This is a genomic window from Carboxylicivirga linearis, assembly GCF_018271995.1.
GTDB lineage: Bacteria > Bacteroidota > Bacteroidia > Bacteroidales > Marinilabiliaceae > Carboxylicivirga > Carboxylicivirga linearis.
In genome coordinates, this window is record NZ_JAGUCO010000002.1 from 280,661 (window position 1) to 303,605 (window position 22,945).

Consider the following 22,945-nt stretch of genomic DNA (forward strand, 5'->3'; position numbering starts at 1 on the left):
TTATCAATTCTACTCATCGACGCAAAAATAGTAGTTTCTATCAATTTTTAAAAATATTAAAAACTAATTTTATATTAAACTAATCATTTAAAGGGTTTAATACTACATCCAATGGCTTTGGTTGACGTATATTTAGGCGTTTTACCTTCCATTAATGACTGAATAGCTAATTCCAGATATTTTTCTTTCACTTCTGAAGCATCCTGAGGATTATCATCAATAGCACCGATATAGGCAACTTCAAATTGATCACCGCTGTTTTTTAACAAAAAGATATGAGGTGTTTTGGTAGCTCCATATTCCGAGAATATGCCTTTATTATCAAGTAAATATGGAAAATCGTATTGCTTATCAACCATATAAGAATAACCATCAACTTTATAGGCCACCGAATCGTTAGGATTGATAGCAACAACCGGATATTTCTTGGATTTGTACTTTTTGTTTAAATCAATAATGCGCTGCTCATATAATTTAGCATAAGGGCAATGATTACATGTAAATACCAAAATTACACCATCTTCTTTATTGTAATCAGATAGTGCAACCATTTCACCATCAGTATTTAGTAATTTAAAATCAGGTGCATTGTCACCAACTTTCACCTGGGCTGTTGAAACAAGACTCAAAGCCACTAAAACCATTGTTAAATAAATTGTTTTCATAGTTTTATTTTATTAGTTCATTGATAATATAAATTGAATTTTCTCTTTTAATTTATCGTGAGTTAACTCTCCTTCATGGAAGGTTTGTTGATTTTTGTAGTACATTTTGGTGGCAGGAATTGCTCCTGACCAGGATGGGTCTATTTTATCGACCCAATTATTGGGGTTACTTTCATTGAGCCAAACAACTTTTTCAGTTATGTCCTTTTTCTGTAAAAATGGCTTGAGTTTACTATCAATCTGCGTTTTAAAATCGAGGCTGACCAAAACTACTTTAATTGGCTTATATGCTTTTGATAGTTCTTTGCTATTAAATATAGGCAGTTCTTCAACACATGGTGCACACCATGTAGCCCAAAAATTTACAACATATAAGGTATCGGAAGATGTATCAACAGATTCAAGTAATTGATTGGAGTTTAAAACGGTGACTTCCTGAGCATGAAGACTAAGAACAAACGATAGATTAAATAATATTATAAAAAAAGCTGTTTTCATTCGATAGGTTTTAGATGAAAACAGCTCTGAGTTAAAATTGTTTGTTAACTACTTGTTAATGTATCTGTACATAAATCCGGTTCTTAATATCAATAACAGAACTAATGGAAAAACCATAGCTGGTATTTGTTGAGGAATAACAAACCAACCAATAGCAAATAATAACATACATACTAAAATGATAATTGTTATAATTCGCAGACTTTTAGCTATGAGTAATTTATTAGGTAATATTGCCAGTAAAATAAATAAAGGATTAGCCCATAAAATGTTAAAATTGCTGGCTGTTACTCCATGACGAGTAAAGAACCATAAGAACACAATTAAGAAAGCTACAATTGATACAATAGCAAACAGAGTACGATTAACAAATTGTACTGGTTTTTTTCTGACTTTTATTTCATACCCGGTAAGTATGCCTCCTAATATTAGTAAAATCCAAAAGACTAATGAAGGTGTTAAAAGGGTACTATCTTTTTCATTGTCGAAACGAAGCAAAGGTTGCATTTCTTTTACAAGGCTTCTTGTCTCCTCTCCTTCTTTATTAATGACTGCCTTTCCAAAGTAAATCATCAAATAATCAGGAAGAAACATTTGTTCATTAACCTCCGCTATATCATCAGTGCCCCATCCTAAAATAATGTCCAGGCCATCTTTAACCCATGGTATATTCTTTTCATATTCATGAATAAATGCTCTAAATGATTGCTTACTTTGAATAGTATCAATATAAGAAATATTGCCATCTACATTTCGGTAAATGATATCCCGAATACGTGTGGCGCAGTTATCAAAGAAAAAATCATATCTATAATATCGATTCTCGGTTTTTGAGTTCAATAAAATGGCATTAAATAACTTTTGTTTTTCTGATTGATTCAGATTTAACTCCTGTTCAAATACACTTCTTTCTTCATGAAAATAACTATTCAAGAATCGGTTAAATGGTGCTGAAGACAACATGTATTTTAAGTTGCCATTGGCAAATTTCAAATAAAAGTTAGGGGTATCAAAATCAAAAGTTCCATAATTAAAAACGTGATCAATCCCATTTGCATCATCTTTAACCCTTATTGCGCTATGACCATATATAGAATATAAATCCTGGCCCGGGGAGCAGGTTAAGAGCGAAATTTTGGATTCCTCCGATAGTTGTTGAGCACCATAAGAAGGTATCATTAATAAAATGAAACATATAAGAAGAAATATTCTTTGCATAGCCTGTTTTTTTGCCGAATATAATAAACTGAATTGTGTTTTAATGCAGAATAGTAAAAAGTTCATTTTTTGTTTTTTACTTTTAATATTGCCTTATCGGATTCTTATCTTTGTTTGACAGATCTATAAGGATATGAATTTAACGCAAAGTGAAGTTGAAGCATTAATAAGTGAACAATGGTTATCAGGCAAAATGAAATCATTGGCAAATGATTGGAGTCAATCTGCTGATATTATTAGTGTTTTATGGAAAATGAACCGCCTGAATGAGCATAAGATGGCTTGGAGGTCGGCATACTTAATTGATTTGATTCATGATGTTAATCCTTCTATTATTGAGCCTTACTTAAAAGAAATGATTGCTTTGGTAGCGAAGGAATCAAATCAAAGTATAAAAAGGCATTATCTTAGAATTTTATCACAACATGACTTAAATGAATTAGCTGATGGACAATTTATAGATTTATGTTTTAAATGGCTTGGGAATGAAAACACTCCTATTGCAGTTAAGGCACATTGCATGACCATAATTCATAACATTACTCATTATTATCCCGACCTTATCAGTGAATTCATATTAGTATTGGAAGGTTTATTACCTTATGGAAGTAAAGGTGAAGTAAATCGGGCTAAAAAAATACTAATTGAACTTGAAAAAAAGAAGGTATAAAATACCTGAACTTTTAAGTGTAGATATCATTTTTTTTCATAACTTTTATGCCCAATATTTGATACCTAAATGATGCACACACCCATAGCAGGGCAATATTTTTATATAAATCGAACATTAAAATCGATTAACTTCTTTAATAGTCAATCCGATGATAATTGTGTTTGTGTGTATGAAGTATTTAGAGTGGAAGATACTGTGCCTCTTTTTATTAACGATCATTTAAAACGATTAAAAAACAGTGCGAATATTGCTAATTTAGATTTATGGAAGTCTAATTCGCAAATTAAACAGATTGTTAAAACACTTATTGCTGCCAATAATTTAGAAATAGGAAATATTAAGCTTGAATTTAGAATGAAGCCAAATGGAGACAGAGAATTTTTGGCTTTTTTACTTCCAGTTCATTACCCGGAAACAAAACAATATACCGAAGGTGTGGTGGCTTGTTTTCAAGAAGCAGAAAGACAAAATCCAACAGCTAAAATATTTAATGCTGAAGTTAGAGGTGAAGCTAATAACATCATAGAAAAAGAGCATGTTTACGAAACTGTCCTAGTAAATCATCATAATCAGATTACAGAAGGTAGCAGAAGTAATTTGTTTTTTATTAAAGATGGTATATTTATTACTGCACCAGATGAAATGGTACTACCTGGTGTAATCAGGCAAAAATTGATTGAAATAATAATTAATAAAGGTTGGGGTATCAAGTTTGAAGCAATAAATTTAGAGAATGTTGCAAAAATGGAAGCCGCATTTATTACAGGGACTTCACCAAGGGTATTACCGATAAAGGCTATTGATGCACAAAAATTAAATGCTAATCATCCTCTTATAAAAGAAATTAGTGCAGAATTGAATATCTTAATCAAGCAATATAAAGAGGAAAAAGTAGTAAATTAACCTTTTAGTGCTATCGAAGCACAAAACCTTCCTGTTTCGGAATTAGCTCTGTATGAGAAAAACTTATGAGAGTAACATTTAGTGCAGAATTTAGATCTGATAATATTTGATCGCTCCACTCCTTCATTTATCAATTGAAATTCAATACTCTTTTTTAGGTCCAAAAATACTTTCTCTCCTTTTAATTTTATTGCCTTCTCGTAGTTAGGCACCTGATTTTCCACTGCTTCTATAACTTTACTTTTAATCTCGTAACAACACTGACCAATGGATGGACCAATAAATACCCTTATGGTATTGGGATTACACTCAAATTGTTCTCTCATCATAGTAACTCCCTTGCCAAGTATGTTTTGACTTACCCCTCTCCAACCGGCATGAAAAGCACCCACTACTTCTTTTTGAGGATCATATAATAAAACAGGAACACAATCTGCAGCCATAACAGTTAAAGAAATATTTTTAACTGCTGTTATCAATCCATCGCTTGCTTTAATTATTGAATATGAATTTTTGCTAAGCCTCTCCTCCTCTATTATTTCAATATGATCACCATGTACCTGACTTGCAAATACAAATCTATTCATACGTATTCCTGAATGCCGAGCTACTAACAGGCGATTATATAAAACATCATCTACACAATCGCTTACATTCATACTCATATTTAACTCGTTATAAGGTGGCCTTGAACTACCATCCCATCGATCGGTAACAAAATAAGATACCTTCTCCCTCTCTATCTTCCAGGGATTATGTGCTTTTTCGCAAAAATTACAGTAGGCAAACAATGTGTTGATTAGTTTAATTGAACGGTTTAATAAACACAAAAAGGAGGGAAATGTTTCCCTCCTTCTTATATTATTGAGGTTTCCTTATAATTAAGGAAATTCAACCGTTTTATAGTCGTTTATATTAGCCATTGGAATTTTAGCTCCAAATTGTTTATTGATTGCTTCAATAAAAGTGTTAGCTATTATAGCTGATCCTCTTCCTGTTACATGAATTCCATCAAGTGAGAAAATACCACCGGTTACAAATTCGCCACTATACACATTACCATCAATAATAAGGCCTTTTCCAAGCTCTTTAAGTAAAGAATTCATATCTACTAGAGCAATTGATTCATTATTATCAGCTATGGACTTAATTGTGGTGTTATAACTTGTTATGGCTTCATCTATTTCAGCTAATTCTTCAGCATCTAAAACATAAGTTCCGGGCAAGGGCATTTCCAATGATTGTCCATATCCCATACCTAATAAGGTAGAGGCCGTTAACAATACTTTTTCACCTTCTTGTAATTGCCTTATTGTTCCTTCATCTTCAATTACAAACGGAATATGACCATCAGAAAGAATGTAATTAAAAAATGGGATATCATCTACATTAGGAATATTACCAACCACAACTTTAGCATTTGCAGTAAGTCCTTGAATAATCTGAGAATAAACAGCTCCGAAAACATCCGTATCTGTAATGGCATCATTTCCTTCTTTACCTCCAGCTAGAGCATAAGCCAAGGCATCGTTATTTCCAATCCATAGCGAAATAAAAGTAGGCTGTGCTGCAAGAGCATCCGTTAATACCGTCGTATTTAAATTACTGGCAAATCTATAAAAGAAAGGATTTGCTTGTGCATAACCACCATATCCTAAATGAATAGCTTTTGCTCCGGGAACACCAAAGTTTTGATTTTCGGTACTGTATACCTGTTCTGTAAAAATACTCATATCTCCCATTGTTGGAACAGGTGATAAATCACCATTAGCAATCTGAAGTTGGAAGTAACCGTTGTTTTGATTAGGAGCAAGCACGGTTGTTCCAACGCTACCTTCACTCTCAACCAATGGTTGATTAAAACTCTCACTTCCCACATAAGCTAATTGCTCAGACAGAATGTAGGCAAAGCTCTCCATTTGTCCTCGTTGCCCCAAAGCGCCATCGGTATATCCTGCAGTATAAGAATCACCGATTGCTATAAACTTGGTAAAATCAGCCTCTCCACTAGTTGGAGTGAATGAATCTACATTAGGTTCGCACTGCCACAATAACATTGAAGAAAGTAACAGTGAAAATATTGATATATGTTTTGTATTCATTTCTTTCTGTTTTTTAGAATGAGTAGGTTATGCCAATACCTGGTATAACTGCATTAGTATAATAAGTTCCATAAAAATCAGAAGGAGCATAACCATCTTCACGTTTTTGTCCGTGTATATATAATAATGATCCGTCTACAGCTAGTTTATCTGATGCTTTCCACGTAAATCCAGCTGATATACCAATTTTATTAGTTCCGGGTGTTTCGGGAGTTAATAAATCATCTGGAATGGGTGTTGAATCATAATAAATACCTGCTCTTAATTGAAATGATTCTTGCAAAGCGTATTCAGCACCCAATCTATAAATTAAAGTGTTTTCAAAATCTCTTTGGTTATGCGAATCAGGAACGGTTTCAGCTTCGAAATCAAAATCTAATGATTTATAAGCAGACCATTCCACATGTTGAAGGTCAAATGCTAACAATAATTTTTCAGTTGCTTGATAACCAACTCCAAATGTTAAATTAGCTGGCATCGGCAACTCTGCATCAAATTTTGTGTTCGGATATAAACCTGATACTGCAGTTGGTACGTTAAACGTTGCATCACCCCCATCTACTTTCATTAATATTTTAGAACGATAATTTAATCCAAGTGTTAAAGCATCAGAAGCTTTATAGGTTATACCTGCATTGTAACCAAACGCCCATGTGTTACCTGCCAGGTTAACGTTACCTTCTGCTCCATCCTGACCATAAATAGGTAATGCCTTATTCAAATCAACATTTCCGTTGCCAGCTACAAAACCAACTCCTACACCTAATTTTTCAGTAATTTGATAAGATATTGTAGGTTGAATAAAAATGGCTCTTAATGAAATATCCTGAATTAAATATCGACCATCCCAGTCTTTTTCCCAGCTTAGCGAGTTACCAAATGGTGTTGTAACTGATAATCCAATAGCTAGTTGATCCGTCACTTTAGTTGCACCATAAAAATAAAAAGGAGTTCCAACAGGATTATCTGATTTTGCTTCATAAACTGAAGGAGCTTGTTTTTGAAAGGTGTTTTTTGAAAAAATAGCACTACCTCCAAATGAAAATTCATATTTGTCTTGTAAAAAACTAAGTGCTCCTGGGTTAAAGTGAATACTTGAAGCTCCCATTAGTAAACCGGCTCCAGTATGTCCCATACCTGTTTGTCGATTACCTTGCAAATTAACCTGGTAACCTTCAGCATAAGAGTTAAGGCCACACATTGCTGCAATAGCCCAAATGAAGACTTTCTTCATAAACATAATGATTTAGTAATTACTCTATATTAAATATTGGGGCCGAATATAGAGTTTTTTTTTACCACTTACAATTTGTAAGTAATTGAACTATAGAATAATAGAACGTTTGAATCAAATGGATAAATATTCTATAATCTTATATTTTCTGATTTTTTTTGTTTAAACACTGGAAGGCTAAACCAATACAATTAACTATATTTAAATCTGTATTAATAAATCAATGAATAAAAAATCCACCTATGTTTACAGATAGTGATTATAAATTACTGAAAAATAAAAATATAACAACTGATCAATTATTAATTCAACTTTCTTATTTCGAAAAGGGATTTCCTTTTGCAAAACTAACCAAGCCGGCAACTATTAAAGATGGTATTTCTGCATTAGATGATGAAGATTGTGATAAATATATACAACTTTATAATGATGAGATCAAAAACGGTCTTGATGTAGCCAAATTTGTACCTGCCTCTGGTGCTGCAACAAGAATGTTTAAAATCTTGTTTGAATTTATTCAAGCATCACCGCAGCAACAATCAGAATTGATTGATAATGAACCTTACTCATCATTTATTGCTAAGATTGATAAGTTTGCTTTTGCTAAAGAATTACCAATAATTAATAACAAAAGCAAAGCAGAATGGGCTTATGATATAATAACACATCTTTTGGGAGATGAAGGTATGGGTTACGGATCATTACCTAAAGGATTATTGCAATTTCATAAGGATGGAACTAATGCAGTTACCCCTTTTGAAGAACATTTACGAGAAGCGGCAGGATATGGAAAATCTGTTGATCAGTCGGGAAAGGTGCATTTTACGGTTAGCCCTGAACATCATGAGAAATTTAATGAACTTTGGAATTCTGTTAAGGACAAATACGAGAAGTTGTATGATATAAACTATAACATTGGATTTTCTTTCCAAAAACCAAGTACAGATACCGTTGCTGCTAATCCTGATAATACACCATTCAGAGATGAAAATGGTCAATTAATTTTCCGACCTGGCGGACATGGTGCTTTGATTGAGAATTTAAATGAAATGCCCAATAGTTTGATTTTCATTAAAAACATCGATAATGTAGTTCCTGATCACCTACAGTCAGATACCATTAAGTATAAAAAAGTATTAGCTGGTTTATTACTCGAAAAGAAAGAAGTCTTGTTTTCAATACTATCTAATCTTGAAGATTCTGATGAAAAAATTCAAGATGAAGCCATAGAAAAGTCATTTGGTTTTATGCATGATGAATTACAAATTAATATTCCAATATCAATTCAAGGCAGTGATAAGAATGCTCAGCTGAAATATATTTTTGACAAGCTTAATTGTCCGATTCGTATATGTGGAATGGTTAAAAATGAAGGAGAACCAGGTGGTGGACCTTTTTGGGTAAAACAAAGCGATGACAGCATCAGTCTTCAGATTGTTGAAGGAGCTCAGATTGATCCCAATGATGAGAAGCAACAAGAGATTTTGAAAAGCAGCACCCATTTTAATCCGGTAGACTTAGTTTGCTATCTAAAAGATTATAAAGGAAACAAGTTTGATTTAAAGGATTTTGTAGATCCTCAGACTGGTTTTATTTCAGAAAAAACATTAAATGGAAAACCGTTGAAAGCTTTGGAACTACCTGGTTTATGGAATGGTGCAATGGCTAACTGGCTTACATTCTTTGTTGAAGTGCCGGTATCGACATTTAATCCGGTTAAAACAGTTATGGATCTTCTTCGCCCACAGCATCAACCAGAATAACTTAGAGTGTTAGATTACTTGGCCGTCAGACTTATAGAAATTAGATAAAAAGAGAAAGCCCTGAATCACGATGACTCAGGGCTTTTATATTATCAACAATTATAAGAATTGTGCGATTTAACAACTGTTTGTTACCTTATAACTGTGACCAACCAATATTATGAATAAATTTCCTTCTTGGCTGATTTTAATGTGTTAATTATCAATGATGTGATTGTCATTGGTCCAACTCCACCAGGAACAGGTGTAATAAATGAACATTTTGGAGCAACTTCATCAAACAATACATCCCCTTTTAAGCGCCAGCCTGATTTTGTTTCGGTAGATGGAACTCTTGTTGTACCTACATCAATCACAACTGCTCCTTCTTTTACCATATCGCCTTTAACAAATCCGGGTGAACCGATAGCGGCTATAATAATATCTGCTTGCAAGCACAGTTCTTTAAGGTTTTTTGTACGGCTATGAGCAACCGTTACAGTAGCATCGCCAGGATAGCCCTTTTGTGAAAGCAAAACACTCATTGGACGTCCCACAATATTACTTCGTCCAATAACTACTACATTTTTACCCGATGTCTCAATTTTATAACGCTTTAACAACTCCATTATACCCTGAGGAGTAGCTGAAACAAATGTAGGCATACCAATGGTCATTCGGCCCACATTTACAGGATGAAAACCATCTACATCTTTACGTGGATCAATAGCTTCCGTTACTTTTTCTTCCGAAATATGCTTAGGTAACGGTAACTGAACGATAAAACCATCAATGTCATCGTCATTATTCAGTTCATGCACTTTTGCCAATAATTCTTCCTCAGTCACATCGTCTTCGTAACGAATTAAACTTGAGTTGAATCCTACTTCTTCGCAGGCTCTCATTTTACCGGCTACATATGATTCACTTCCTCCGTCGTGACCAACTAAAACAGCTGCCAAATGAGGTTTTTTAGCTCCTGAAGCAACTAATTGTTTCACTTCTTCGGCTATTTCTTCGCGAATCTTTTTCGATGTTAATTTTCCATCTATTAATTGCATGGCGTTGATTTTTCAGGGTTTACAAATAGTTTGTTAGTTATCAATCAGAAGGCAGTAGTATGAACAAACAACCTACATCATATTAACAAACTGTTATATAAAAAAAGAAGCACAAGTGTGCTTCTTTGAAATATTTTAAGTTTATCGACGGCGTCCCATTGGCATTTTCCCCATCATCTTACCCATTTTGTTTCCGGTGGTCATCATCTTCATCACCTTTCGGGTATCGTCAAATTGCTTAATTAATCGGTTTACTTCCTGAATAGAAGTTCCTGATCCGGCAGCAATACGTTTTTTACGGCTTCCGTTTATAACACCCGGTTGTTCTCTTTCCAAAGGAGTCATTGAACGGATAATGGCTTCGATACCTTTAAATGCGTCGTCATCGATATCAACATTCTTTAGCATCTTACCCATTCCCGGAATCATACCAGCCAAATCTTTCAGGTTACCCATTTTTTTGATTTGCTGTATCTGCTTCAAGAAATCGTCGAAGTTAAACTGGTTTTTGGCAATCTTCTTTTGAAGTTTACGGGCTTCTTCTTCATCAAACTGCTCCTGAGCTTTTTCAACTAAGGAAACAATATCACCCATACCCAAAATACGGTCGGCCATACGACTTGGATGGAAAACATCTAAGGCTTCCATCTTCTCGCCCATACCAACAAACTTGATTGGCTTGTCAACTACGCTTCGAATAGATAAAGCAGCACCACCACGTGTATCACCATCTAATTTGGTAAGTACAACACCGTCAAAATCCAATCGATCGTTAAATTCTTTAGCCGTATTAACAGCATCCTGACCAGTCATGGAGTCAACCACGAAAAGAATCTCATCAGGACTAGTTGCTTTTTTAACAGCTGATATTTCGTTCATCATCTCCTCGTCAATGGCCAAACGACCTGCCGTATCGATGATTACCACATCATGTGCACCTTTTTTAGCTTCTTTAATACCATCGGTAGCCAGTTTAACCGGATCTTTACAACCTTCTTCGGTATAAACTTTGGCACCAATCTGCTCGCCTAAAACCTGCAACTGATTAATCGCAGCCGGACGATAAACGTCACCTGCAACCAATAAAGGATTTTTTCTCTTTTTAGTTTTAAGCATGTTGGCCAGCTTACCGGTAAAAGTGGTTTTACCAGAACCTTGCAAACCTGCAATTAAGATGATAGCCGGATTACCATTAAGGTTAATATCAACCTTTTCGCCACCCATTAATACAGCCAGTTCGTCGTGAACCAACTTTACCATCATTTCACCAGGCTTAACGGCTGAAAGCACGTTTTGGCCCATGGCTTTTTCTTTAACGGTTTCGGTAAACTGTTTGGCTGTTTTATAGTTAACATCGGCATCTAAGAGAGCACGACGAATATCTTTTAATGTTTCTGCAATATTCAGCTCGGTGATTTTACTTTCACCTTTCAGTAGTTTAAACGACTTTTCAAGCCTTTCGCTAAGATTCTCAAACATTCCTGTTAATCATTTAAAATGTGGTGCAAAATTATAAAATAATTGTCTGTCATTAAAACAAAAAAAGGCCTATGCTTCGAAAAAGATAAATATCTTAAAAGCAAGGCCTTGAAAAATGTACAAACTATCTGAATATAATTATGGTATTTCTTTAATTATTAACTTGATACGTTTTCGCTTATCGGTTCAAACACAGAAAGAGCCACTTGTAAATGTTTTTCAATTTCTTCTGTTGATGCCGATGGAATTTGAGGAAAAAACTGTTGATGCTCGACATTCATGCCACAAAATTCAAAAATTTCACCTCCCTGAATCTTTCTGAAAGCTTCTATTAAGCCTTTTTCTTCATATTCTTCAACTTTATTGCCCATTGAGGTATACAGGTAAACTTTTTTGTTGGTTAATAATCCCTCAATTCCATTCTTACCAGCCTTGTAAGCAAAACCATACGATAATATTTTATCAATATATCCTTTTAAAATAGCTGGAAATCCGGCCCACCATAAGGGATAAACAACACTGATGATATCAGCTTCTTTTACCAATTCTTGTTCTTTTAAAATATAGTCTTCTGTATTTCCTGTTTTCATCTTTTCTAAATCAGAAGGCCATAGAACGGGATCGAATTTCATTTCGTATAAATCTCTGATGGTGGCACTCCACCCTCTCCTTTCACTTTCTACTTTCAAAGCATTTTTTAACTGAAAACTAAAGCTTCTCTTAGAAGGATGTGCATATATTATTAAGTGTTTCATTGTTTATTAGTTTGTAAGTTGTTTGGCTGTAGACAGAAATTAAATATCAAAAAATCATCTAAAGCCCTTATAAATCGCCAACTTATTTCGTTTATTAAAACTACCAATAAGTTAGAAAAAAGTTCGATCAAGAGAAGTTAAAAGAGGTATTTATTTGTTGATTCATTACAGTTTAGTTAGTTAAGAAAGGTTTAACACAAAAGGTATCGAAGATTTTTATGAAAGCCCTGAGCAAAAAGATAAAGCTATTATCTTTGTTGACTTGCTTCTATAGAAGAAGCATCGTAAAATTTAAAAGAGCAAAGTTTTTATGGAGCAGTTGGTTGCTGTAATCACAGAGAAAAGAAATATTGGGTTAACTCTTATTCCCTTCTATGTTGATGTGGAGGATGATAATTATTTAACATTGGTTGAACAGGCTACCGATGATCACATCGCCAATAAGCGTTATCCTTTTTCTCCTTCTGAAAAAGAAATGGTTAAACTCCTTAATACCATCAATGAACAGAATCTTTTTAAGCGTTTTTCGAAACAAAAAAACTTAAAGTTATTTTTTGAGAAATTGGATGAGAAATACGCAGAAGATCATATTCGACCTTATATCGATAAAAAAATATCAAAAGCTCTTGAGATTATAGCTCTGGATGGTACACCTGTTTATTATAAAAACCCAAAATACAGCCGCCTATACAAGGCTGATAGAATCAAAATTAGTCCCTTATATGATGAAACTCTGTTTAGTTTTAACCTGGATCATACCGGATTAAAATATACACTGAAGATAAAAAAAGGTGATACTTATTTTGGTTTAACCAATAGAGAAATACTTGAAGTCACTTCTGTTCCAGCTACTTTTTTGATCAATAATCAATTATATCGATTTGAGAATATTGATAGTAAAAAGTTCAAACCTTTTACGCGAGTTAACCATGTATTAGTTCGTCCACAAAGTGTTGAAACATATATGAACACGTTTGTTCAAACTACTATTCGTAATCACGAAGTTGAAGCCATTGGCTTTGATATTATGGAAAAAAAGGTTGCAATGCGTCCAATTCTAGTGCTGGAAAAAGATTTGTCGCATAATCCTATTTTTACCTTAAAGTTTAAATACGATCAAAAAGAGTATTTAGCGGGCACTAAGTCTGAGGTGTTTGTTGATTTGCATAAAAACAAAAGAAGGTATCAGTTTTTGCGCTTCAAACGAAATAAGAAAAAAGAATCAGAAATAATTGAGGCGCTAAAAAACATGGGGCTGCGAAATATAAGTGAATCGCAATACCTTCCAATAGATATATCTCCAGAGCCGGAAGCCATGTTAAATCGTTTAATTGAATGGATAAATCATCATTTTAGCGAGTTAACTTATAATGATATTATTCTTCATCAGAATGGCTTTGAAGAGAGTTATTACACCGGAAAGGTTAAACTAGAAGTTGGTTATAGCGATGATAATGATTGGTTCGACATCAATGCAATTATTACTGCAGGTGAATTTAAAATACCATTTCATAAAATCCGCCAACATATTTTAAAGGGGAAACGCGAGTATATTTTACCTAACAAAGAGATTTTTGTTATTCCAGAAGAGTGGTTTGCCCGTTTTTCGGATCTGATGCATTTTGTTGAAGTAAAAGGTGATAAAATGCTACTGGGTAAAATGCATTTTAATCTTTTAGATAAAGATAAACTGAACGAGGTATCGCCCGACTGGCAAAATAAAATAGGTCAGTTAATTAATGAGGGTAACGGCCGTATGCTGGATACCCCTGAAGGTTTAAATGCGCAATTGCGACACTATCAGCAGGAAGGTTACACTTGGATGCAATTGCTAAATAAAAACCGTTTTGGAGGTATTCTGGCCGATGATATGGGTTTGGGTAAAACTATACAGACTATTTCATTGCTACTTCAGCAATACAGCAACTCTGAAGAAAAAGAAGAAAATACCGAAAAACCAGAAGAACAGCTCAATTTGTTTGATAGTAACATTGTAGGCTTTAATCAGAGTAAATTGCCTGCTACCTTAATTGTAATGCCCACTTCGTTGGTGCACAATTGGGCGAATGAAATAAAAAAGTTTGCGCCACAGCTGAAAGTGTATTTATACACAGGAACCAACCGGGTAAAAACTAAAGAAATTGGCAAAATACTAAGGCACTATCATGTTGTTTTAAGCAGTTATGGCGTGGTGCGTAACGATATAGAATTCTTGAGTAATTACAAGTTCCACTATATCATTCTCGATGAAAGTCAGAATATTAAAAACCCTGGATCAAAGATTTATCAGGCTGTTTCATCTTTACAATCTGATTATCGATTAGTATTAACAGGTACTCCCATTGAAAATGCGTTAGTTGATTTGTGGGCTCAGATGAACTTTGTGAATAAAGGATTATTAGGTAGTCTTAACTTTTTTAAGAACAATTTTGCCGGTCCTATAGAAAAAAAGCAAAACGAAGAAAAAGAGAAGAAGCTCCAACAACTCATTACCCCATTTATATTACGTCGGACCAAGGAAATGGTGGCAACAGAGCTTCCTCCGGTAACAGAGCAGGTTTTGCTTTGCGACATGACTGAGGATCAACAGAAATTTTATGACCGTGAAAAATCGGGAATTAGAAACGAATTATTAAAAGCAGTTGAGCAAACAGGCATCAATAAAAATGCTATTCTTGCATTAAAAGCACTTACCAAGCTAAGACAAGTGGCCAATCATCCGGTTTTAGTTGATGATACATATAAAGGTAATTCAGGTAAATATCAGCAAATATTTGAAAAGCTTGATAGCATCATTACCGAGAAACACAAAGTGCTCATCTTTTCATCTTTTGTAAAAGATCTGGAGTTAATTGAGAAAGATTTACAAGCCAAAAAACTAAAATATTCTAAACTGATTGGTTCAACACTTGATAGAAGTAAAGCGGTGGATGAGTTTACTAAGAATGAAGATTGTCGCATCTTTTTGATATCCTTAAAAGCGGGTGGTGTTGGATTAAATCTGGTAGAAGCCGATTATGTTTTTGTATTAAATCCATGGTGGAATCCGGCTGCTGAGGCTCAGGCTATCAATCGCGCCCATCGTATTGGTCAGACTAAAAATGTATTCGTATATAAATTTATTTCAGCTGATAGTATTGAAGAGAAAATTATGCGACTGCAAGAGAAGAAGATGGAGCTGGCCGATACTTTTATTACTACTAATAATCCATTAAAAGATATCAGTGATTCTGAGCTAAAAGAATTATTTGCATAGTTTTTGTAGTTTAGTGCCCTGAATAAAGAACACAGAACAATTAAAAATTGGTTGTTCTATTAAATCTGAAAAACTTAATTATATGAAAATAATAAGCACGTTAATTTTATCATTCGTCTTGGTTTTTGGACTGCAAGCACAGGAGGACAATAGCAATATTCAGAAGCAAGTGCGTAAAATGGGTTCATTCGATCGTGTTAAAGCTAGTAAAGGAGTAAATGTAACTCTTATTGAAGGTGAAAAAGAATCGGTTGAAGTACATATTAAAAATGGAGACTTAAGTGATGTTATCACTGAATTAAAGAGCCGTCAGTTAGTGGTTAAGATGAAGACCAAAATATACAAGGATATGGCGGTTCAGGTGTATGTTACCTATAAAACTATACGCGAGATTGAAACTGGTTCAGGCGGTAGTATTGATGCCGATAACACCATATATGCCGATAAATTAAAGATACGCGCAGGCACCGACTCTAGCATTGAGTTAGATATTGATGTAAATGCTGTTGAAGCATCGGGTAATGCAGCCAGAATTGAGCTTTCAGGTGTTTGTAAAGTACAGGAAGTAAATATGGGTACCGGAGGAAAATACCTTAGTTATCCATTAGAAAGTAATGAAGCAGTTGTAAAATCAACTTTGGGAAGTAATATTGAAATAACAGTAAAGGAAAAATTGAAGGCTACAGGTAGTACTGGTGGTACTATTAATTATAAAGGAGAGCCTGATAAAATTGAAATGAAAGGAAAAGTGATTGATGCTAACGAATAAATTAGCTTCATTACAAATGAATTAGCAAAAAGGTGCGTAGAAAGTGGACTTTAAGACTTGTTTAATACAATCAAATTACCTTTCTTTGCACCGCATTTGAGCCAAAGGGCTACAAAAAATGCTAATAAAATGGTTTCGTAGCTTAATTGGATAGAGCACCTGGTTACGGCCCAGGAGGTTGCAGGTTCGAGTCCTGCCGAGATCACAAAAGGTTGCCAATTCTGGCAACCTTTTTTTTGTGCAATACTATCTGTGTAAGTTAATTCATATCTCAAATAAATCCCAAACTCTCCTCCTCTCTCTTTCACTACCCATTTGGGTAGAATCCTTATCTCTTTTAACTTTTATCAACTAATAAAGAAAAGGTAGAATTGTTAAATATTTAAATTAATTTAGAGCCCATTGCAACTCTAACCTATAGTATAACCTATAAAAAGAAAGTATTGAAAAGGAATTCAAATCTGGATCTAACAGGAAATTATTATATTATGTATCCTGAGCATAGCTTTGCAATAGTTCGTCTTCAAACTCCTAAATTGCATTATAATGATCTTGAGCAGCTTAATTACAATTACAAAAACCACCCATTTTACCCCAATATTAAGTCGTTATTAATTGACATTGATAAGAGATGTAGAGTTCCTTTTAGTATTAAAGATTTAAACCGCTTAGCTAACCTATACAATATTGAACCACAAGAAAACAATCACAATATAATTGTTTGGCGTGTTTCAAAACCAATCATTACAGCCTTAACTCATTTGTTTATTGGACAAACAATGGATAATAGCAAATATTGTTCAACTATTCAAAAGGCTTATAATCTGTTAAATTTAGATATGGATTTTGAATTATTTAATTCACTTTGCCATTATCAATTATCCACTGTTAACGGGTAATATTATAAACCTCTTAACATAGCTAAGTTTAATAAATCAACTATTTTTAAGTTGATGCTGAAAAGCTACCTTTGCAACGATAGCAATTCAGTAAACAACTAACATTTATCAGCTTAATGTCAATACTTTTAAACTGCTTACCGCCAACTGATATTTACAGCCCATCAATATCCCTTTCCATTCTGAAATCATTTATGGAAAATAATGGTGTGTCAACACAGATAAAGTATTGGAATTTTAGTTTATCTGTGATGTCGGAGTACACCGATAGTGAAGATACTGAAATACGTCTTCTTCCCTTCTTAAGTATATTAAATGATCGTGAGTATAATAATAAAGGAAATAAACGAATAATATCCTTATTGCAGAAATTAGATCCGGATCATAAAAGTGTTAATCCTTATTATTACCCAGAATTTTTGGATGAAGCCAAAGAAAGGATTTATAATACTATTACAGAAGAGCTTCAAGACATCGATTTTAGTGAGATTAAATTATTTGGTATAACAGCCAAATACAACCAATGGATTCCGGGTATGTTACTGGCTGAAGAAGTTAAAAAGATAGCTCCTCACGTAAAAGTTATTATTGGCGGATTTGGAAGTGATAATGCCGCTCGCGAAGTAATGAAGATTTGTGATGCTTTTGATTTTTCCACCTGGGGTGAGGGCGAATATCCATTACTGAGTTTAAGTGAGCAAATCAAAAGTGAGAGTAATGATTATTCACTTGTCCCGCGTTTGATTTACCGACAGGATAATGAATTAAAGCAATCTGGCACAAATCAAAGTAAATACCTGGATTTTGAGAATTATATCTATCCAAACTACGATGATTATTTTTCTTCTTTTCCCGAAGATGAAGACAGGGATGAAATAAGTCTTCCAATAAACTCCATTCGATCGTGCCACTGGCATCGCTGTAACTTCTGCGATTTTAATCAAGGATATAAACTCAGAGCCAGAAGTCCTGAATGTGTGGTTAAAGAAATTGAACATCTAAACTTACATTACGGCATAAGCATTTTTACTTTCGTTGATAGCGATACCTTTGGAAGTCTTCATCATTTTGAACGTTTGCTTGATTTGCTAATTGATTTGCGATACAGAACCGAGGAGGATTACTCTTTATGGGCTGAACTGATTCCCAATGGTAATTATGATGCCAAATTAATGGAAAAAATGACCATTGCCGGCTTTAAAAACCTGTTTATTGGTTACGACGGTTTATCGGATAAACTGCTTGCCAGCATGAATAAAAGCAACACCTTTTCCGACAACTTGTTTTTTATTAAATATGCGATAAAAAATGGGATTAATCCCGTAGTTAATGTCATCAAACACATACCAGGAGAAAAAGAAGAAGATGTGCAGGAATGTATTGATAATCTGCATTTCTTACGCTTTTATTATGGCGATAGCGTTATTTCTTTTGCTCATGAATATGTAGAGCTGGTGCTTTCATCCATGTCGAAGTATTACAAGCTAATACCTGATAAAGAATTGGATCATTACAATACCGATAATTTGTCATATTTACTGCCCGACTCTTATTCCAATCATGCCAATCGTTTTCATTTATTCAGATTTAAGCATGATATCCCATCTAATTCTCGCGAGTGGGAGAAACTGATTGACATTGAAAATTACTATAAAACAAACCGGTTTAGCTATAAAATTCAGGAAAATAACGGGGTATATTATTATACTGAATATTGTAATGACGAAGAAATAGAAAACATTGTTTTTGGTCAACCAGAATATGGATTCGTTCTTCAGGCTGCAGAGAAACAGGTATGTAAGTTTTATTCGTTATTTAAAAATGCTCAAGAGAGGTTTAAAGGAATTACAGAAGAACAGTTGAAGGAGATATTAAATAATTTAAGGCAGAACTATCTGATCTATTTTAATGCAGATTATTCTCAAATAATATCTGTGATTGAATTATAAATATCAAAAAAGGTAAGAATGAGGAATGAATTCATTCCTATTCTCACCTTTCTTTTAGCCTGCTATACTAAATAATTAGTCCCAGTTATTTTGGTTTGAAACTGCATATTTTCCAGCTCCTGTAAAGAAGATGGCAACAGCACCAAATAAGTACAATCCTAACAATTCAATAGCCCATCCTCCATGATCGCTTAACGAAAATATATCACCTGAATGCGCCATTGCAATAGCCACAATACAATTGACAGCATAAATGGCTGCTGCAATACGAGTTCTAAATCCTGCAATCAACGCAATAGGTGCAAGCACCTCTCCCACTAAAACTCCGTATGCAAAAAATGAAGGAAGTCCCATACCTGATAACATTCCTTTAATAAAGTCCAATCCATGAACCAATTTGGCAATTCCATGAAGTAACATTAGTAATCCTAATGAAACACGTAATACTAATAATCCTAAATCATTATTCTTATTCATTTTCCCCTTTTTATGGTTAATAATCTCTCCGGCAATTAATTTTAGCTTGCATGAATAACCGGTTATTTCACGCAGCTTATTTATTCCCACTTTATCTGTAAGAATACAAACTCAAACATCAGTTTAACATCATTGTTCAAACCTGTTCTATCCTTTAAATATTTTTAGAATTTGATTGTATTTATTCACACAGCTCTTGAGCTGATTGATATTGCAAAATAAAAGCTCAGAGATTTCATATTTCTTGATCTATGATAAGAAATAATGTTTTCTGACATGATTACGATTAAAGAAGAGTAAATTCTAGAAATCGCTATTATAATTTATAAAACAATTGAATCATGGAGGTTAATACAAAACGAAACAATCACTTAAATAAGGTATATAGTGCATTGCATCCCTACTTGATATCAGTATTTCCAACATCTAGATATTTAGGATTTAAACTATATAAAAACAGTGTTAAAGCATAATACCTTCATTATGCACTTTTTCGTATATTGGAGTTTCGATATGGTTTTGATGCCAATCAGACTTATTAAACAAATACATCTTAAAGCTTTGCCCCGAAAACTTTTCTGCTTCATAACGAGCATTCACATATTGCTGTTCTACAGCATAATCTATCTCTTTGGGAGTTAATATATAAATTTCCGTTTCCCTATTATATCCATAACCCGATAGAGGAAGCACATATATATCTGCATATGGATCCAAAGATTGTATATTTTCTCTGATGTGATCTACTGCGTTTTGTGTATCTGTATCCATGCAACAAAAATAGAAATTAATTAATGGTATTCATCAGTAGTAATTTTTCTTTTTTGTTCTGTCAAATTGGTAAATTCTGTATCTTCGACCACATGGAACAAAACAGGCCGAATCATAAACTCATCTATTATTTTTCGAAATGGACTGATATAAGCGAAGAAGCTGAAAAAATTATTCTTTCAGCTTTTGAGCCTCAATTTATTAAAAAGAAGAAGGATCTTTTGGTGGTAAATGATGTCTGTAATTATCTGTATTTTATCACTGATGGTTGCATGCGTTCATACTATGTAGATGAAAAAGGAGGTGAACACATCTTTCAGATTCGGATGGATAATAACTGGATAAGTGATTTGGAGAGTTTCTTTAGTAACCGTCCTTCGCATTATTATATAGAAGCCTTGGAGAATACCCATTATTTGCGCATATCAAAAGAGCGATTGGAGCAGCTTTATATAGAAGTTCCCAGTTTAGAAAGATACTTTCGCATATTGTTTCAGAAAGCATACGTTAATTCTCTCAAACGATTAAATGCCACCATGTGGGAGCCTGCTTCTGACAGGTATAATGAAATGTTGAAAGAGCATCCTGAAATGTTTCAGCGCGTGCCTTTGGTTTATATTGCTTCTTATTTGGGTATCACACCCGAAAGTTTAAGCCGCATTCGCAAGAAAAAATAATTTCATTACTTTCTTTTCAAGGTTAAGCCTCTCTTAACCTATATCAATTGTAATTCTTAACATAGGTCAAGTAGATTACTTTTTGCACCCTCTACTTTTGTATCGTAACATTAAAGCAAATGAACGATGCTAAAATTAGATTTAAAAAATATGGCCATCGACGAAAGGGTGAAAAGACTGAACACCATGATTGAAGAGCGCCAGATATTGCAGGCCTTTGAGAAGTTCTATGCCGAGGATGTAACACTCCAGGATAATGAAAACGATCCTTTAATAGGGAAAGATATCTGCCGAAAAAAACAAGAGGAATTCGTTACAGGTATTTTGGATTATAAAAAGGCAAAAGCACGTAATACATTAATCAGTAACAACATTTCGGTAGTTGAGTGGGATATGGATTACACACACGAGGAATGGGGTCATCGTAGCCTTAAAATGATTACCGTTCAACGATGGAATACGGAAGGCGAAATTATTAATGAGAAGTATTACTACAATAGATAAATAATTAAAATCAAATAAATTACTTAAGTTATGAAAACAATAAAATTAGTATTCGCAGCATTATTGATTGCAGCAAGCGTCAACACTTTTGCACAGAAAAAAGAGGTGAAAACAGATGCTTCATCTGTTGTATGGACTGGAAAGAAAATTGCCGGATCGCACACCGGAGGAATTGACTTGAAAGATGGGTACATTGAGTTGAAAGATGGTAAATTAACTGGTGGTAAATTTGTTTTGGACATGAACAGCATTACCAATACCGACCTGGAAGATGAAGGATATAATAGTAAATTGGTTGGACACCTTAAGTCCGATGACTTTTTTGGTGTAGCCAGCTATCCTACTTCTGAATTTGTAATTACAAAAGTATCAAATAAAGGTGATGATAAAGCTACAGTTACCGGTACTTTAACGATAAAGGGAAAGAGTGAAAAAATCAGTTTTGATGTATTAAAAAAGGGTAAGGGGTACACAGCTCAGATTAAAGTGGATCGATCGAAATTTGACGTTCGTTATGGATCCGATTCGTTCTTCGATAATTTGGGAGACAAAGCCATTGATGACATATTTATTTTAGATGTAGAATTGGCTATTTAATTAAACAAAGCAAATGCAGGGCTTATAATAGTTCTGCATTGCTTATTCTTTCTACCAACCTCACAAATATGAACAAATGAATATACTAATTGTAAAATACCTGCCATCAGGTGAAACTTCTAATACTCTAACGTTACTTAATTATTTCAAGCAGAATTTAGGAAGTGAGCACAACATTATTGAAAGAGATTTAATTGAAACACCGGCACAACACTTCAACTACACTTCAATGAAGGCCTATAAAATGCGTAATTACGGTGGGCAAATTCTTACAGGTGAATTAGCTGAATCTATTCAATCGATAGATATGCTAACTGATGAATTTATGAGTGCAGATTTGGTTGTATTAGCTACGCCCATGCATAATTTTTCGTTACCAGGCATGATTAAATTATATTTTGATGCCATTATGCAAAACGGAAAAGTATTTAAATATGAAGATGGCAAACAGTATGGTTTAATGACAAATACTAAGTTTGCTACTATTTATACCAGTATGGGAAGTTACAAGGGCGAATATGGATTTATGGATAATCTCAAAACCATATTAAAGATAGAGTTGGATTTTATGGGTATCAAAGACTATCAGTTTATTCATGCTGCCACAGGTAATACAAGCCTAATGGAAATGCAAATAAATCGAGCTAAAGAAAGTATTGATGCTTTAATTGATAAATGGCAATTATAATCTAAACTCCTAACCGGCAGTATCAATT

General features: G+C 33.9%; 22 protein-coding genes and 1 tRNA gene. 12 read left to right on the forward strand and 11 right to left on the reverse strand.

Going from position 1 to position 22,945, the window contains the following annotated elements:
* Positions 1-83: 83 nt before the first annotated feature.
* Genes KEM10_RS04535 through KEM10_RS04545 form a run of 3 tightly spaced genes read right to left on the reverse strand, consistent with a single transcriptional unit; the run spans position 84 to position 2,381 of the window.
* On the reverse strand, positions 84-665 hold the full coding sequence (locus KEM10_RS04535) for a thioredoxin family protein (RefSeq protein ID WP_212214056.1): 582 nt from the start codon (positions 663-665) through the stop codon (positions 84-86).
* A gap of 12 nt (positions 666-677) precedes the next feature.
* Complete coding sequence (locus tag KEM10_RS04540; protein WP_212214058.1) at positions 678-1,163, reverse strand: thioredoxin domain-containing protein; 486 nt, start codon at positions 1,161-1,163, stop codon at positions 678-680.
* A gap of 48 nt (positions 1,164-1,211) precedes the next feature.
* Positions 1,212-2,381, reverse strand: coding sequence for a lipoprotein N-acyltransferase Lnb domain-containing protein (locus KEM10_RS04545; RefSeq protein WP_212214060.1), 1,170 nt, complete (start codon positions 2,379-2,381; stop codon positions 1,212-1,214).
* A gap of 133 nt (positions 2,382-2,514) precedes the next feature.
* Here KEM10_RS04545 and KEM10_RS04550 point away from each other — a divergent pair, with 133 nt between their 5' ends.
* The gene (locus KEM10_RS04550) at positions 2,515-3,051 is read left to right on the forward strand and encodes a hypothetical protein (RefSeq protein ID WP_212214063.1); all 537 of its coding nucleotides are present in this window, start codon (positions 2,515-2,517) and stop codon (positions 3,049-3,051) included.
* 168 nt (positions 3,052-3,219) lie between these two features.
* A complete protein-coding gene (locus KEM10_RS04555) occupies positions 3,220-3,957 on the forward strand; it encodes an aminotransferase class IV (RefSeq protein ID WP_212214065.1) in 738 nt (245 codons plus the stop codon).
* On the opposite strand, the gene pgeF is transcribed toward KEM10_RS04555, so the two are convergent.
* The 3 genes from pgeF to KEM10_RS04570 all read right to left on the reverse strand — a co-directional run bounded on the left by pgeF (position 3,954) and on the right by KEM10_RS04570 (position 7,293).
* Positions 3,954-4,748, reverse strand: a complete 795-nt coding sequence (gene pgeF, locus KEM10_RS04560) for a peptidoglycan editing factor PgeF (RefSeq protein ID WP_212214067.1) — start codon at positions 4,746-4,748, stop codon at positions 3,954-3,956. The genes KEM10_RS04555 and pgeF overlap by 4 nt on opposite strands.
* Positions 4,749-4,838: 90 nt before the next feature.
* The gene (locus tag KEM10_RS04565; RefSeq protein ID WP_212214069.1) at positions 4,839-6,059 is read right to left on the reverse strand and encodes an SGNH/GDSL hydrolase family protein; all 1,221 of its coding nucleotides are present in this window, start codon (positions 6,057-6,059) and stop codon (positions 4,839-4,841) included.
* A 13-nt stretch (positions 6,060-6,072) separates the two neighbouring features.
* The gene (locus KEM10_RS04570) at positions 6,073-7,293 is read right to left on the reverse strand and encodes an OmpP1/FadL family transporter (RefSeq protein ID WP_212214072.1); all 1,221 of its coding nucleotides are present in this window, start codon (positions 7,291-7,293) and stop codon (positions 6,073-6,075) included.
* A 242-nt stretch (positions 7,294-7,535) separates the two neighbouring features.
* On the opposite strand from KEM10_RS04570, the gene KEM10_RS04575 reads away from it, so the two are divergent.
* A complete protein-coding gene (locus KEM10_RS04575) occupies positions 7,536-9,056 on the forward strand; it encodes a DUF4301 family protein (RefSeq protein ID WP_212214075.1) in 1,521 nt (506 codons plus the stop codon).
* Positions 9,057-9,214: 158 nt separating this feature from the next.
* Here KEM10_RS04575 and folD read toward each other — a convergent pair whose 3' ends face one another.
* The 3 genes from folD to KEM10_RS04590 all read right to left on the reverse strand — a co-directional run bounded on the left by folD (position 9,215) and on the right by KEM10_RS04590 (position 12,330).
* Positions 9,215-10,096 carry a bifunctional methylenetetrahydrofolate dehydrogenase/methenyltetrahydrofolate cyclohydrolase FolD gene (folD, locus tag KEM10_RS04580; RefSeq protein ID WP_212214078.1) on the reverse strand — a complete coding sequence of 294 codons (882 nt, stop codon included), beginning with the start codon at positions 10,094-10,096 and terminating at the stop codon, positions 9,215-9,217.
* A 141-nt stretch (positions 10,097-10,237) separates the two neighbouring features.
* Positions 10,238-11,575 (reverse strand): signal recognition particle protein, encoded by a 1,338-nt coding sequence (gene ffh, locus KEM10_RS04585; RefSeq protein ID WP_212214081.1) that lies wholly within the window; start codon positions 11,573-11,575, stop codon positions 10,238-10,240.
* Between the two features lie 158 nt (positions 11,576-11,733).
* Positions 11,734-12,330, reverse strand: a complete 597-nt coding sequence (locus KEM10_RS04590) for an NAD(P)H-dependent oxidoreductase (protein WP_212214084.1) — start codon at positions 12,328-12,330, stop codon at positions 11,734-11,736.
* Positions 12,331-12,640: 310 nt separating this feature from the next.
* On the opposite strand from KEM10_RS04590, the gene KEM10_RS04595 reads away from it, so the two are divergent.
* From KEM10_RS04595 to KEM10_RS04615, 5 genes are all read left to right on the forward strand, one after another.
* Entirely contained in the window at positions 12,641-15,586 is a 2,946-nt protein-coding gene (locus KEM10_RS04595) for a DEAD/DEAH box helicase (protein ID WP_212214087.1), read from the forward strand.
* 82 nt (positions 15,587-15,668) lie between these two features.
* Positions 15,669-16,355, forward strand: a complete 687-nt coding sequence (locus tag KEM10_RS04600) for a head GIN domain-containing protein (protein ID WP_212214090.1) — start codon at positions 15,669-15,671, stop codon at positions 16,353-16,355.
* A 131-nt stretch (positions 16,356-16,486) separates the two neighbouring features.
* A tRNA-Arg gene (locus KEM10_RS04605) sits at positions 16,487-16,560 on the forward strand.
* 238 nt (positions 16,561-16,798) lie between these two features.
* Positions 16,799-17,254 (forward strand): hypothetical protein, encoded by a 456-nt coding sequence (locus KEM10_RS04610; protein WP_212214094.1) that lies wholly within the window; start codon positions 16,799-16,801, stop codon positions 17,252-17,254.
* Positions 17,255-17,370: 116 nt separating this feature from the next.
* Positions 17,371-19,203, forward strand: a complete 1,833-nt coding sequence (locus tag KEM10_RS04615) for a B12-binding domain-containing radical SAM protein (protein WP_212214098.1) — start codon at positions 17,371-17,373, stop codon at positions 19,201-19,203.
* Between the two features lie 75 nt (positions 19,204-19,278).
* Here KEM10_RS04615 and KEM10_RS04620 read toward each other — a convergent pair whose 3' ends face one another.
* Together KEM10_RS04620 and KEM10_RS04625 are read right to left on the reverse strand one after the other, a co-directional pair.
* On the reverse strand, positions 19,279-19,680 hold the full coding sequence (locus tag KEM10_RS04620) for a DoxX family protein (protein WP_212214102.1): 402 nt from the start codon (positions 19,678-19,680) through the stop codon (positions 19,279-19,281).
* Positions 19,681-20,142: 462 nt separating this feature from the next.
* Complete coding sequence (locus KEM10_RS04625; protein WP_212214105.1) at positions 20,143-20,451, reverse strand: hypothetical protein; 309 nt, start codon at positions 20,449-20,451, stop codon at positions 20,143-20,145.
* Positions 20,452-20,543: 92 nt separating this feature from the next.
* On the opposite strand from KEM10_RS04625, the gene KEM10_RS04630 reads away from it, so the two are divergent.
* From KEM10_RS04630 to KEM10_RS04645, 4 genes are all read left to right on the forward strand, one after another.
* A complete protein-coding gene (locus KEM10_RS04630; RefSeq protein ID WP_212214107.1) occupies positions 20,544-21,128 on the forward strand; it encodes a Crp/Fnr family transcriptional regulator in 585 nt (194 codons plus the stop codon).
* Positions 21,129-21,254: 126 nt separating this feature from the next.
* A complete protein-coding gene (locus KEM10_RS04635; protein ID WP_212214109.1) occupies positions 21,255-21,632 on the forward strand; it encodes a SnoaL-like domain-containing protein in 378 nt (125 codons plus the stop codon).
* Positions 21,633-21,662: 30 nt separating this feature from the next.
* Positions 21,663-22,229: a YceI family protein gene (locus KEM10_RS04640; protein ID WP_212214111.1), complete on the forward strand. Its 567-nt coding sequence runs from the start codon at positions 21,663-21,665 to the stop codon at positions 22,227-22,229.
* A 76-nt stretch (positions 22,230-22,305) separates the two neighbouring features.
* Positions 22,306-22,917, forward strand: coding sequence for an FMN-dependent NADH-azoreductase (locus tag KEM10_RS04645; protein ID WP_212214112.1), 612 nt, complete (start codon positions 22,306-22,308; stop codon positions 22,915-22,917).
* The last annotated feature ends 28 nt before the right edge of the window (positions 22,918-22,945 follow it).